This window comes from Embleya sp. NPDC050493 (genome assembly GCF_044458105.1).
GTDB lineage: Bacteria > Actinomycetota > Actinomycetes > Streptomycetales > Streptomycetaceae > Embleya.
The window spans coordinates 213608-226521 of the sequence record NZ_JBITHP010000004.1; the positions used below are offsets into that span (position 1 = coordinate 213608).

Annotated in this window: 9 protein-coding genes; 3 read left to right on the top strand and 6 right to left on the bottom strand. The window is 70.3% G+C overall.

What is annotated here, in order from left to right; all coding sequences use genetic code 11:
- Positions 1-236: 236 nt before the first annotated feature.
- Positions 237-563 carry a YiaA/YiaB family inner membrane protein gene (locus tag ACIBM5_RS11020; RefSeq protein ID WP_391585007.1) on the top strand — a complete coding sequence of 109 codons (327 nt, stop codon included), beginning with the start codon at positions 237-239 and terminating at the stop codon, positions 561-563.
- Between the two features lie 30 nt (positions 564-593).
- Here the strand turns inward: ACIBM5_RS11020 and hrpA are convergent, their stop codons facing one another.
- On the bottom strand, positions 594-4547 hold the full coding sequence (gene hrpA, locus ACIBM5_RS11025; protein WP_396006546.1) for an ATP-dependent RNA helicase HrpA: 3954 nt from the start codon (positions 4545-4547) through the stop codon (positions 594-596).
- Positions 4548-4858: 311 nt separating this feature from the next.
- On the opposite strand from hrpA, the gene ACIBM5_RS11030 reads away from it, so the two are divergent.
- Positions 4859-5650, top strand: a complete 792-nt coding sequence (locus ACIBM5_RS11030) for a dioxygenase (protein ID WP_391585009.1) — start codon at positions 4859-4861, stop codon at positions 5648-5650.
- 224 nt (positions 5651-5874) lie between these two features.
- Positions 5875-6384 (top strand): hypothetical protein, encoded by a 510-nt coding sequence (locus ACIBM5_RS11035; protein WP_391585010.1) that lies wholly within the window; start codon positions 5875-5877, stop codon positions 6382-6384.
- Positions 6385-6558: 174 nt separating this feature from the next.
- On the opposite strand, the gene ACIBM5_RS11040 is transcribed toward ACIBM5_RS11035, so the two are convergent.
- The 5 genes from ACIBM5_RS11040 to ACIBM5_RS11060 form a co-directional block, all read right to left on the bottom strand.
- Positions 6559-6867 carry an antibiotic biosynthesis monooxygenase family protein gene (locus tag ACIBM5_RS11040; protein ID WP_396006547.1) on the bottom strand — a complete coding sequence of 103 codons (309 nt, stop codon included), beginning with the start codon at positions 6865-6867 and terminating at the stop codon, positions 6559-6561.
- 120 nt (positions 6868-6987) lie between these two features.
- On the bottom strand, positions 6988-7788 hold the full coding sequence (locus ACIBM5_RS11045; RefSeq protein WP_396006548.1) for a peptidase: 801 nt from the start codon (positions 7786-7788) through the stop codon (positions 6988-6990).
- The gene (locus ACIBM5_RS11050) at positions 7785-9059 is read right to left on the bottom strand and encodes a VWA domain-containing protein (RefSeq protein WP_396006549.1); all 1275 of its coding nucleotides are present in this window, start codon (positions 9057-9059) and stop codon (positions 7785-7787) included. Before ACIBM5_RS11050 ends, ACIBM5_RS11045 begins: the two co-directional genes overlap by 4 nt.
- A gap of 67 nt (positions 9060-9126) precedes the next feature.
- Positions 9127-11322: a glycosyltransferase family 39 protein gene (locus ACIBM5_RS11055; protein WP_396006550.1), complete on the bottom strand. Its 2196-nt coding sequence runs from the start codon at positions 11320-11322 to the stop codon at positions 9127-9129.
- On the bottom strand, positions 11319-12818 hold the full coding sequence (locus ACIBM5_RS11060; RefSeq protein WP_396006551.1) for a glycosyltransferase: 1500 nt from the start codon (positions 12816-12818) through the stop codon (positions 11319-11321). The genes ACIBM5_RS11055 and ACIBM5_RS11060 overlap by 4 nt, the downstream gene beginning before the upstream one ends.
- Positions 12819-12914 lie beyond the last annotated feature (96 nt).

Sequence of the window (12914 nt, forward strand, 5' to 3'; positions counted from 1 at the left end):
CACCCACCCGGGGCGGCCCTTTAGCCCCCCCCGCCCCCCCCGGCCCCCCCCCCGGCGCCCGCCCCCCCCCGGGCGCCCCCCCGCCCACCGCGCTCGTCCGGCCACGAGCGGCGGACCACCCGGCCGCCGGCCGATTGCCGGGCGGCAACGACCCGGACCCCCGACGTGATCCACCCGATCCCGATCCCGACCTCCGGCCCTCCGCCGGGGGTCGGGCCACTTGAGTACACGTACTCATGTGCGCAACGCCCGTCCGGCCCAACACTGTTGCCATGACATCGCCGCTGCGCACCAACAACACCCATGGCTTCTTCGTCCAGGCCGCGCTGTCCTTCGGCGTGTCCGTGAGTGCGGTTCTGATCGGGATCGTCTATCTGCCGGTGGACCGCTGGATTCGGGCCTTTCTCGGTCTCGGCGTGCTCTACGTCGTGACGTCGAGCATCACCATCGCCAAGGTCGTGCGTGACCGGCAGGAGAGTGAGGCCGTGGTCAGTCGGGTCGACCAGGCGCGCTTGGAGAAGCTGCTGACCGACCACGACCTGTTCAAGAACGACCTGGTCTGACGCGGCGCCGGCGCCGGAGCGTGAGACCGGCTACGACCCCAATTCCTCGATCGTCTTCAGGATCCGCTTGTCCGACACCGGTTGCGGCGTGCCCAGGGACTGGGCGAAGTAGCTCACCCGCAGCTCCTCGATCTGCCACCGAACCGCCGCGACGTCGGCCGGCATCGGCGCACCCTTGGTCTGGCGGTCCATCAAATCCCGGTAGGCAGCCTGGATCTGATGGACCTTCAGCATGCGCTCGCGGTCCCGCACCGGATCCGCCTCCAGGCGCTGCAGGCGCCGCTCCATGGCCTGGAGGTAACGATGCACGTCCGGCAGCCGCCGCCAACCCGCCGCGGCCACGAAGCCCTTGTGTACCAGCGCCGTGTACTGCGCCTTCAGGTCGGCCAGTGCCGGGGCCAGGGCCGGGCTCCGGGTCGCCTTCAGTCGCCCGGCGACGTTGTGCGACGCGCCCAGGATGCGTTCGACCTTGACCACGGTGTCCTCGGTCAGCCGAGGCAGCCCCGCCTTGACCCGGTCGCGCAGCCGGACGAAGCCCGCCTCGTCCCACACCGGGCCGCCCGCGTCCTGGATCAGCATGTCCGCCGCGCACGCGAGGATGTCCTCGAAGAGCGCATCGATGCCACCGTGCGGGTTGTGACTCAGCGTCAGCTTGGCCATGTTGGGCAGCCGACCCTGGATCTGCTTGACCGGCGACTGCACGTTCAGCAGCACCAGGCGCCGCGTCCCGAGCCGCATCGCGCGCAACTGCTCCGGCTCGCTGTCGAACAGCCGGACCGCCACCGAGGTGCCCTCGTCGACCAGCGCCGGATACGCCTTGACCACCAGCGGCCCGCGTCGCTGCTCGACCACGCGCGGCAGTTCGCCGATGGTCCACGAGGTCACGCCCGTGCGCTCGATGTCCAGCGTGCTCGCCGCCTCGGACACCGCGGCCCGCATCCGGTCGCGCAGCTTGAGCTTGAGCGCCTCCAGGTCCTTGCCCTCGGCCAGCGTGCGCCGGTCGTCGTCGAGCACGCGGAACGTCATCCGCAGGTGGTCGGGCACCTTCGCCAAGTCCCACGTCTCGCGCTTGACCGGCATGCCGGCCATCCGGCTCAGCTCGCGCTCCAGCACGTCCACCAATGAGCCCCGGCGGGCCGGGATCCGGGCCAGGATCGCGCGCGCGTAGTCCGGCGCCGGCACGAAGCCGCGGCGGATGCCCTTGGGCAGCGCGCGGATGTACGAGGTCACCAACTCCTCGCGCAGGCCCGGGATCTGCCAGTCGAAGCCGTCACCGGTGAGCTGGTTGAGCACCGCGACCGGGATGTGCGCGGTGACCCCGTCGGCGTTCGAGCCGGGCTCGAACTGGTAGGTCAGCTTGAGCTCCAGGCCCTGCTCGACCCACGTGTTCGGGTAGTCCTCCTCGGTGATCCCGCCCGCCTTGGCGTTGATCAGCATGGACTTCTCGAAGCTCAGCAGGTCCGGTTCGGTCCGGTGGGCCTTCTTCCACCACGCGTCGAAGTGCCGCCCGGAGACCACGTCGGCGGGGATGCGCTCGTCGTAGAAGTCGAACAGGGTCTCGTCGTCGACCATGATGTCCCGGCGCCGGGCCCGGTGTTCGAGTTCCTCGACGTCGGCGAGCAGTCGCCGGTTGGCGGCGAAGAACCTGTGGTGCGTACGCCAGTCGCCCTCCACCAGGGCATGCCGGATGAACAGCTCGCGGGACAGCTCCGGATCGACCTTGCCGTAGCCGACCTTGCGCGCGGCCACGATCGGCACGCCGTACAGCGTGACCTTCTCGTAGGCCATCACCGCGGCCATCTTCTGTTCCCAGTGCGGCTCGCTGTAGGTGCGCTTGATCAGGTGCCCGGCCAGCGGCTCGATCCACTCGGGTTCGATCCGGCCGGCGATCCGCGCCCACAGCCTGGACGTCTCGACGAGTTCGGCCGCCATCACCCACCGCGGCGGCTTCTTGAACAGCGCCGAGCCGGGGAAGACCGAGAAGCGGGTGCCGCGCGCGCCGCCGTACTCGCGCTTGGCCGGGTCCATCAGGCCGATGTGCGAGAGCAGACCGGACAGGATCGCGGTGTGGATGTGCTGGGTGTTCGGCTCCTGCGGCTCGCCGGTCGCCTCGATCCCGAGCGACTTGGCGGCCGAGCGCAACTGGCTGTGCAGATCCTGCCATTCGCGTATGCGCAGGTAGTGCAGGAACTCGCTCTTGCACAACTTGCGGAATCGGCTGGAGGACAGCTCGTCGCGCTGTTCCTTGATGTAGTTCCACAGGTTGAGGTACGCGAGGAAGTCGGATTCCTTGTCCGCGAACCGTGCGTGCAACTGGTCGGCGTGCTGCTGGTGTTCGACGGGTCGCTCGCGCGGGTCCTGGATGGACAGCGCGGACGCGATGATCAACACCTCGCGGACCACCCCGTTGCGGTCCGCCTCCAGGATCATCCGGGCCAGCCGCGGGTCCACCGGAAGCTGGGACAACTTGCGCCCGACCGGGGTCAGCCGCTTGCGTACGTCCGGCTCGTTCGGGTCCAGCGCGCCCAGTTCCTCCAGGAGCTGTACGCCGTCCTTGATGTTGCGCCGATCCGGCGGCTCCACGAACGGGAACGCGGCGATGTCACCCAGGCCCAGCGCGGTCATCTGCAGGATGACCGAGGCCAGGTTGGTGCGCAGGATCTCCGGGTCGGTGAACTCGGGCCGCGACTCGAAGTCCTCCTCGGAGTACAGCCGGATGCAGATGCCGTCCGAGGTACGCCCGCTGCGGCCCTTGCGCTGATTGGCCGAGGCCTGCGAGATGGCCTCGATCGGCAGCCGCTGCACCTTGGTGCGCAGGCTGTACCGGGAGATGCGCGCGGTGCCCGGGTCGATCACGTACTTGATGCCCGGCACGGTCAGCGAGGTCTCCGCGACGTTGGTCGCGAGCACGATCCGGCGGCCGGTGTGCTGCTGGAAGACCCGGTGTTGCTCGGCGGCGGACAGGCGCGCGTACAGCGGCAGCACCTCGGTGTTGCGCAACTGTCGTTTGTTCAGCGCCTCCGCGGTGTCCCGGATCTCCCGCTCGCCGCTGAGGAAGACCAGGATGTCGCCGGACGCCTCGCCGAGCAGTTCGTCCACGGCGTCGCTGATCGCCTGGACCTGGTCACGATCGTCGGGTCGGCGCTTGGCCCCCGCCTCGTCGTCGTCCTCGTCCTCGTCGAGCTCCGCGACGAGCGGGCGATACCGCACCTCGACCGGATAGGTCCGGCCGGACACCTCGATGATCGGCGCGTCGTCGAAGTGTTGCGAGAAACGCTCCGGGTCGATCGTGGCCGAGGTGATGATCACCTTGAGATCGGGGCGGCGCGGCAACAGCTGTTTGAGATAGCCGAGCAGGAAGTCGATGTTGAGGCTGCGCTCGTGTGCCTCGTCGATGATCAGCGTGTCGTACTGCCGCAACAGCCGATCGTTTTGCACCTCGGCGAGCAGGATGCCGTCGGTCATCAGCTTGACCAGCGTGTTGTCGCTGGACTGGTCGTTGAAGCGGACCTTGTACCCGACCACGTCGCCGAGTTGGCCGCCCAGCTCCTCGGCGATCCGGTCACCGACCGTGCGCGCGGCGATCCGGCGCGGCTGGGTGTGTCCGATCAGGCCCTGTACGCCGCGACCGAGTTCGAGGCAGATCTTCGGGATCTGGGTGGTCTTCCCGGATCCGGTCTCGCCCGCGACGATGACGACCTGGTGGTCGCGGATCGCGGCCAGGATGTCGTCCTTCTTCTGGCTGACCGGCAGCGCCTGGGGGTAGGCGATCGCGGGCACGGCGGCGCGCCGGTTCGCGACCCGCATCTCGGCGGCGTCGAACGCGGTGATCAGGCTCTCGGTCTCGGCGACCTGCTGCGGGCCCTTGCGGTTCTTGCGGGTCCGGTCGAGGCGACGGCGCAGACGGTCCTGATCCCGAAGCATCAGGTGGGGCAGGCGCGCCTGGAGGTCGGCGAGCTGAGATGTGGCTACTGGCGTTCCCATTACGGGGTCAAGGATAAGTGGCACCCCCGGGGCGCAGGCCAGTGGATTACTCCCGACGGCGATCCGCGCCGAATCCGCACGTGATCCCGTGCCGAATGGGGCCTGGGTCCCGCGCCGCATCCGGCCTGGATCGCGCGCCGAAACCGTGCGCGATCCCCAGGCGAATCCGGCCGTGATTCCGCACCGACACCGTGCGTGATCGCGCGCCGGTCCCGCCGGTGACGGCGCGTCGAGTTCTCCGACGATCCCCTTGGCCGATTCCTCCTGCCGTGTCAATTGTTGAACGTAGAACTACTTGGTATCCTGGCCCCATGGACACCACCTCGCCCCGGCCCAGTGCGCAGCGCATGCCCGTCGTCTACCTCGGCCACGGCGCGCCGCCGCTCGCGGACGACCCGTTGTGGACCGGCCAGCTCGCCGCCTGGTCCGCCGACCTGCCCCGGCCCACGGCGATCCTGATGGTGTCCGCACACTGGGAGGACGCCCCGATCGCACTAGGCGCGACCCGCACGATCCCGCTGGTGTACGACTTCGGCGGCTTTCCCGAGCACTACTACCGGGTCACCTACCCCGCACCCGGCGCTCCCGAGTTGGCGGCGCGGGTGCGGGCGCTGCTCGGGCCGGACGTGCGGGACGCGCCGGAGCGCGGCCTGGACCACGGCGCGTACGTACCGCTGGTCGAGATGTATCCGGACGCCGACGTGCCGGTCCTGCAGATGTCGCTGCCCACGCTCGACCCGGTCCGGCTGTATCAGGTCGGCCGACGGCTCGCGCCGCTGCGCGACGAGGGGGTGCTGATCGTGGGCAGCGGGTTCTTCACCCACAACCTGCGCGGCCTCGATCCCCGCGCGGATGCGCCGGCGCCGGGGTGGTCCCGCGAATTCGATCACTGGGGCGACGAGGCGTTCCGGGGTGGCGACGTGGACGCGCTGCTCGACTTCACCCACAAGGCGCCCGCCGCGCGCCTGGCGCACCCCCGGACCGAGCACCTCGCGCCGCTGTTCGTCTCGCTCGGCGCGGGTCACGAGGACCTGGACCGACTGAACCAGGTCATCGACGGCTTCTGGTTCGGACTCTCCAAGCGGTCCATTCAGCTGGGGTGACGGTCGCGGTGACGGCCGCGCCGGCGCGCGTGGTGGCGCGCCTGGTGGCCTGTCCGGTGGCGTGCGGGTGCGGGCGGTGCCGTGCCGCCGGCTCCCGATGCGCCGCGCCGAGGTCGGCCGGGGCGGCGCGTGTCGACTTCGATACGTGATGCTCCGAAGTAGGCCGATGTCGTAAATAAGAGGAACTGCGCCACCGCGCGCCACCGGAGCCGTAACGTAGCCGCATGGCTGCCAGAACCCTGCCACAGAGCTGCGTGGGAGTCGGCTGCATGCTCGTGCGCGAGCACCTGAACACCGAACAGCGCTTCTGGGATGCGAGGTTCTTCCCGTCCGGCGGTGTGCGGGAGGACAGCGGGTTGCTCGTCGCGCTGCTGATGGCGTCGGCCCTGCATCGGGTCGCGCGCAGCATGGGCATGGCCGATACCGACCCGGACGCGGTCATGCGGGTGCCCGTGGTGCCGACGCACGCGCTCCTGCGCACCGACCACGACGCGCTCGAAGCGGCCCGGACCTTCACGAATCCGGCCGAACTCGACGAGTTCCACACCCGCCTCACCCGGCTGTGCCCGGGTCGGGACGCCGTCTGGCCCTCGGTCCGCTGGACCGCCGAGGACCTCCTGCTGGTCTACGCCCACGCAGCCGCGACCCACCGCGTCCTCCCGACCCTGGACCCCACCCGAGCCCTGGCCGACATCGACCCGGCCCTGACCGTGGCGGGCCTGTGGGAGAAATGAGGACGACGTCGCGGCGGCAGGGCCTGTCGGGCGAGTCGGGTGCAGCCGCCGGAGTCGGGTGAAGTCGGTCGCGTGGCGCACCTGCGCGTGACTCGTGCCGTTCGGCGGTCGCAACCACGCCGAGACCCCGGCTCCGCGTGGGAACCGGGGTCTCGGCTGTGGCGGCTTCCGGGGTCAGGTCTCGTCGGTCGGGGTGAGGTTGCTTTCGTAGTGGACGATTGTCGGGGGCACCGCGAAGAACTCGCCGACGATGGCCCGCCACTGGGGGAACAGGTCGGATTCGCGGAAGCCGACCGTGTGGGCCTCCAGGGTTTCCCAGCCGATCAGCAGCAGGTACGACGTGGGCGACTCGATCTGACGGATCAGGCGCGCCCAGCGGAAGCCGGCGGACTTGGCGACGACCTCGCGGCCGCGCAGGAACGCGGCCTCGAATTCGGCCTCGCGGCCTTCCGCGACGGTGATGTCCGCGTGTTCGATGATCATGGCAGGCTCCGTGCTCGGTCGGATCGGGTCAAGGCGACACGAGGATCATGGCGAACCGCCCCGGCGCGGATCGCGCCGGGGCGGTTCGCCACGCCGACGCCGAGCGCCGGTCGATCACCCTCAGCTGAACCAGTTCCGCTTCTTGCGGGTGAGCTGGTAGCCCAGGATGCCGAAGACCACCGCGACGAAGGTCGCCATCGCGGTCCAGAACCACCGCGCGTTCGGGCCGTCCATCCAGTCCCACTGGTACCAGTGGTCCTCGTCCTGGTCCCAGGCCACCGACCGGGTGTCCGCGGTCTGCCCGCTCTTGAGCACCGAGCCGGCCTTGGTGATCGGCACCAGCGGGTCGGCCAACCGGCGGTCCGAGGTCGGCACCTGGTCGTCGCCGTCCTTGGTGTCCACCCGTACGGTCACCTTGGTCGCGGCGCCCGCGTCCAGGTCGGGCACGGCCATCGCGGCGACCCGGACGAAGTACATCCCGGGCAGCGGGTCGGTGGACCACGGCTCGGCCCAGTCGCGGACGGTGCGCGGCGTGCAGGTCAGGGCGATTTTGCTGTCGGTCTTCTGCGCCGTGGCGACCTGCCTGCCCTCGACGCACGGCTGGCGCCGGCGCAGGCCGTCGTAGATCTCGATCCGGTAGGTCACCGGGCCGCTGCGCGCGTTGCCGGGGGCCAGCTCCAGATCGACCTTGGCGTGGATCTCCTTGCCCGCCCTGGCCGGGAACTGCCAGTACAGATACTCGCCCTGGGACGCCGACCAGCGCGCCTCCTCGCCCGGTTTCAGCGTGCCCGCGCCCAGGAACGAGGTGCCCGGCGGCACGTCCTGATCGGCCATCGCCGGCGCGGCGAACAGCGTCACGCCCACGAACGCCGCGGCGACGGCCGCCAACGCCCGCTTGATTCCACGGATTGCGTTCGTCATGACATCGCCTTCCCGAGAGCCTTGAACGCCCGGCGCAGCCAACCGGCCAACAACCCGGCGATCAGGCCGAATCCGGCGAGCACCCCCAGGAACACCCAGCCCCGGCCCAGGCCGTGCACGTTCGCGGCCTTGCTGTCCGTGGCCTTGACCAGGTCCACCGTCAACTCCAGCGGCAGACCGGGCTTGGTGGCCACGTTCGGCTGCGCGGCGAACGCGTTGGTGACGACCAGGCAGATCGTCCTGGTCTTCGCGTTGTCGCTGTCGGTCTTGTACGGGTAGCGCAGACCGGCGGACTGCACGTCCGTCCGGCCGTTGCCCGCGCCCGCGTTGCCGACCAGTTCGCGGCCGTCCTCGCTGAACGCGGTGATGGTCACGTCGTAGTCGCGCGCCACCTTGCGGTCCGAACCGACCGTCGCGGTGGCCCGCAGCTCCTGGTTCGGCTGGAGCGGGACCTTGTACCAGAGGTGCTGGCCGAACTCCTCGCGGTCGCTGTACACGCCGGGCGCCAGCAACGGCGCGTCCTGGCAGCCGTTCGGGCTGCCCTTGACCGATGCGGGCGTCTCGTCCGCCTCGCGGACCGCGCGCTTGACGATCTGCTGGACCTTCTGCGACAGCTCGTCCGCGTTCAGCACCGAGGTGTAGGTGCCGCCGGTGGCCTCCGCGATGCAGGAGAGCTGACGACGGGTGTTCTCGTCCGGGACCAGGCCCAGCGTGTCCACGATCAGATTGAGGCCGGACGCGGCCAACTCGCGTGCCACGTCGCACGGGTCGGGCGGCGCGCAGGTCTCCTCACCGTCGGTGATCAGCACGATCCGGCGGCTGCCGGCCCCGGTGCCGAGGTCCTTGGCGGCCTCGCGCAGCGACAGTGCGATCGGAGTCCAGCCGGTCGGCGCCAACTTGGCGATCTCGTTCTTGATCACGACCTTGTTCGGCCTGCCGACCGGGGCCAGTTGCTGGGTGTCCACGCAACCCTTGGCCTTGTCGTTGCCCGGGTACGTGGCACCCAGCACCCGGACGCCGAAATCGGCGGGCTCCGGAACGCTGTCCACGACCTCGTTGAAGGCCTTCTTCGCGGCGTCCATGCGGGTCATCCCGCCGGCGTCGTTGGCCTTCATCGAACCGCTCACGTCGAGGACCAGCTCGACTTTCGGCGGTGGCCCGGTCGGATTCGTCTCGTCGGCCATCGCGGACGGTGCGGAACCGCCCACGACAGCCAAGGTCGTCAGCAGGCCGATCAAGCCGGCCCCGACCTTTCGCATCTTGATCGTCACGGGGGAGGATCCTACGGATCAAATCGGCCCGCCGTTTGCCGCACACCGTAGGTGGATTGACAGCCCGTCAGGCGGTTGGTGACGATTCGTCGGAAACCTTCCCCGGCGACGCGGTCAGGTCGTACAGGGTCACCCCGCCCATGGTGCTCGCGGTGAACGTCTGCTCGACCCAGGTCGCGATGGCCTGCGACGCGTTGCTGCCGCCCATGCTGCGCATGCCGCCGCCCATGCCGCCGCCGGCTCCGCCGCCGATGAAGTAGTGGATCCGACCATCCCTGACCAACTTTTGGAACTCGGCCAGGGTCGGCGAGGGATCGCTGCCGTTGAAGCCGCCGATCGGCATGACCGGCTTCCCGGTGGCGAGTTGGTAGCCGGAAGCGCTGTTGGAGCCGACCGAGGCGGCCACCCACGTATAGGAGTCGCCGTCCCGCTTCAGCGCGGCGACCACCTCCTTGCCGGGCGTACTGCCGTTGAGCAGCCCGCCCATGCCGCCCGCCCCGCCGCCCCGGCGCGGCGTCGTGCCCGGCGGGACGGTGCCGTCGCCGGGGGCGGTCCACTGACCGCGGGGGCCGCCGGTGCCGTCGGGCGCCTGCCCGTTCCGTCCCGGAACGCCCGGGAACGCCGGTGCTCCCTGGCCCGGTTGGCCACCCGGTACCTGTCCGGGCGGAGCGCCCTGGAACCCGCGCTGCACGCCCCCGAAGCCGGGTCCACCCGGTCCGCCCGGCCCGCCTCGCCCGAAGCCCATCCCGGCCGGCCCCGCGCTGGGGATCGACCCGCCCTTCGCGGTGGCGACGGTGTCCCACGTATACGCGGCCGGCCCGGCCAGCAGTGCGGCCACCGAGACCGTGGCGGCCACCGGTGCGAGCCCGCGCAGCGCGACGAACGCGGCGCCGAACACGGCCAGGGCACCGAGGATTCCGCCGACGAGTACGACGTGGCGCAACCACGGATGCCAGTCCGGTGTCCGGGCGAGCAGGTGGAACGACCACCACGCGCCCAGCGCGATCGTCAGCGCCGCGACTGCCGCCGCGTGCGGTACCCGGCGCCGCTCCCACAGCAGCGCGGCACCCATCGCCACCACCGCGGCGATCGCCGGTGCCAACGCGATGTTGTAGTAGGCGTGGAAGATGCCGGCCATGTAACTGAAGACCAGGCCGGTGATCAGCAGCCATCCGCCCCACAACACGATCGCCGCCCGGGCGGGATCGGTTCGCGGAGCGCGTCGGGTCAGCCACAGGCCCACCGTGAGCAGGATCAGCGCGGCGGGCAACAGCCAGGAGATCTGGCCGCCCATCTCCGCATTGAACAGCCGATCCCACCCGGTGGACCCCCAGTTGCCCCCGCCGCCCCGAGGACCGCCGCCTCCGCCGCCGACGCTGCCGGTCTCGTTGCCGTTGAGCCGACCCAGTCCGTTGTAGCCCAAGGTCAGTTCGAGGATCGAGTTGTGCTGCGAGCCGCCGATGTAGGGGCGGGACGATTCCGGCCACAATTCGACGATCGCGATCCACCAGCCGCCGGCGATCGTCAACGCCAGGCCCGACCAGAGCAGTTGCCGCACCCGCCGCCAGAAGCCCACCGGCGCGCACACCAGATACATCAGCGCGAAGACGGGCACGATCAGGAACGCCTGGAGCATCTTGGCCAGGAACCCGAAGCCCACGCACGCACCGGCCAGTACCAACCACCGGGTACTCGCGGACTCCTGGGCGCGCAGCGCCGCGTACGCGGCGACGGTGAGCAGCAGAACCAGCAGCGCGTCCGGATTGTTGAACCGGAACATCAGCGCCGCGACCGGCGTCAGGGCCAGCAGCGCACCCGCCAACAGACCGGCCCAGGCCGGGAATCGGCGTCGCACCGCCAGGTAGAGCACGCCGACCGTGGCGACGCCCTCCAGCGCCTGCGGGATCAGGATGCTCCACGCGTTGACGCCGAAGACGCGGGCCGACAGGCCCATCACCCACAACGACGCCGGGGTCTTGTCGACCGTGATCGAGTTGCCCGCGTCCGAGGACCCGAAGAAGAACGCCTTCCAACTATCCGTCCCGGCCTGGACGGCGGCCGAATAGAACGAGTTGGCCCACCCCGAGGCGCCCAGGCCCCAGATGTACAGAAAACCGGTCCCGACCAGCAGAGCGAGCAACGCGGGCCGCACCCACGGCGCATCCGCGGTCCGGCCACGAACCAACCGGACGAACCAGGGCTTTACGGTCGCGGTTCCGGTCTCGGGAACCGGCATCGGCAGTGGAGCCACTGCGGCGGTCATGCGTCCTCACCCGCCGCGCCGGAAGAACCGGAAGAATCGGAAGAACCAAAAGAGCCGACGGAGTCGATCGAGTCGATCGAGGTGGTCGAGGTGGTCGAAACGATGGAGTCGGTCGAGTCGGTCCGGCCGAGCACGCCCGTCATGCCGCTCGACTTCGCCGAATCAGCCGATCCCCTCGCCGTGTTGCACGTGATCGAAGTCACCGAGGCGATCCGGTCGCCCGGGCCTGTCGCGGTCGCCGCATCCACCCGGCCACCCGGATCCACGGGGTTCGCCGGGTCGGGTGGATCGCCACGATCGACCGGATACCCCGAGCGTCCGACGCCCGCCGCGCGAAACACCCACACCCGCAGCAGCAGGAACCGCACGATCGTGGCCACGGCCCCCGCACCGACCAGCGCACCCAGTTCGACCGCGCGCGCCGGATGCGCGACCACGGCGTGCAGACCGGCCAGGGTCGCGCTGCTCAACGCGAGTCCGACGACGAAGGCCAAGCCACCCTGGGCCTGATGGCGCCACACTCCGGCACGCCCGCGGATCCCGAAGGTGAACCGACGGTTGGCCGCGGTGTTCGCGATCGTGGTCATCGTCAGGGCCAGCGCGTTCGCGGCCAGCGCCCCCATGTCGCCGCGCAGCAGGGTGTACAGCACCAGGTGCGCCAGCGTGCTGACCAGCCCGATCAGCGCGAAGCGCGGGAGTTGGGCGCGCATCGCCGGTGGCAGCCGCGCCTCGCGCACCCGCGGCGGGACCGAGACCCGGAACGTGCCGGCCGCGATCCGCCGGGCCACCCGCGCCATGCCGCGCAGATCGTCCAGCGCGGTGTGCAGCACGTCGACCCGGCTGTCCGGATCGTCGATCCAGTCCACCGGGACCTCGTGGATGCGCAGCCCGTTGCGCTCGGCGAGCAACAGCAGTTCGGTGTCGAAGAACCACTCCTCGTCGTGTACGTGCGGCAGCAGCGCCTGGGCGACCACCGTGCGGGCGGCCTTGAATCCGCACTGCGCGTCCGAGAAGTGTGCCGCGAACACCCCGCGCAGCAGCAGGTTGTACGACCGCGACACGACCTCGCGGCGTGGCCCGCGGACCACCGCCGCCGAACGGGCCAGCCGGGTGCCGATGGCGAGATCGCTGTGGCCGCTGACCAGCGGCGCGACCAGCGGCAGGAAGGCGTCCAGATCGGTGGACAGGTCGACGTCCATGTAGGCGACCACGTCCGCGTCGGACTCGGCCCACACCTTGCGCAGCGCCCGGCCGCGGCCCTTGCGGTCCAGGTGCACCGCGCGTACGTGCGGCAGTTCGCGGGCGAGGTCGCGGGCCACCTGCCAGGTCGCGTCGGTGCTGGCGTTGTCGGCGACGACGACGCGGAAGGCGTACGGGAATCCGTCGAGCAGATAGGCGTGCAGGCGGCGCACGCTCGCGGCCAGGACGTGTGCCTCGTTGTACACGGGCACCACCACGTCCACGATCCGGGTGCGAATGGGTGTCGTCAGGCTCATGCCGTGACGGTGTCGAGGCGGCCTGGGAGCCGTCTGAGGCGTTTCTTAAGGTGGGATGAGAATCGCCGTGGCGGCCGGAAACCGGGGTGCCGTGGA

What these genes read in the sequence shown, in the direction of transcription:
- ACIBM5_RS11020 (WP_391585007.1), top strand. Translation starts at nt 237, where the DNA reads ATGTGCGCAACGCCCGTCCGGCCCAACACTGTTGCCATGACATCGCCG.
- hrpA (WP_396006546.1), bottom strand. Translation starts at nt 4,547, where the DNA reads ATGGGAACGCCAGTAGCCACATCTCAGCTCGCCGACCTCCAGGCGCGC.
- ACIBM5_RS11030 (WP_391585009.1), top strand. Translation starts at nt 4,859, where the DNA reads ATGGACACCACCTCGCCCCGGCCCAGTGCGCAGCGCATGCCCGTCGTC.
- ACIBM5_RS11035 (WP_391585010.1), top strand. Translation starts at nt 5,875, where the DNA reads ATGGCTGCCAGAACCCTGCCACAGAGCTGCGTGGGAGTCGGCTGCATG.
- ACIBM5_RS11040 (WP_396006547.1), bottom strand. Translation starts at nt 6,867, where the DNA reads ATGATCATCGAACACGCGGACATCACCGTCGCGGAAGGCCGCGAGGCC.
- ACIBM5_RS11045 (WP_396006548.1), bottom strand. Translation starts at nt 7,788, where the DNA reads ATGACGAACGCAATCCGTGGAATCAAGCGGGCGTTGGCGGCCGTCGCC.
- ACIBM5_RS11055 (WP_396006550.1), bottom strand. Translation starts at nt 11,322, where the DNA reads ATGACCGCCGCAGTGGCTCCACTGCCGATGCCGGTTCCCGAGACCGGA.
- ACIBM5_RS11060 (WP_396006551.1), bottom strand. Translation starts at nt 12,818, where the DNA reads ATGAGCCTGACGACACCCATTCGCACCCGGATCGTGGACGTGGTGGTG.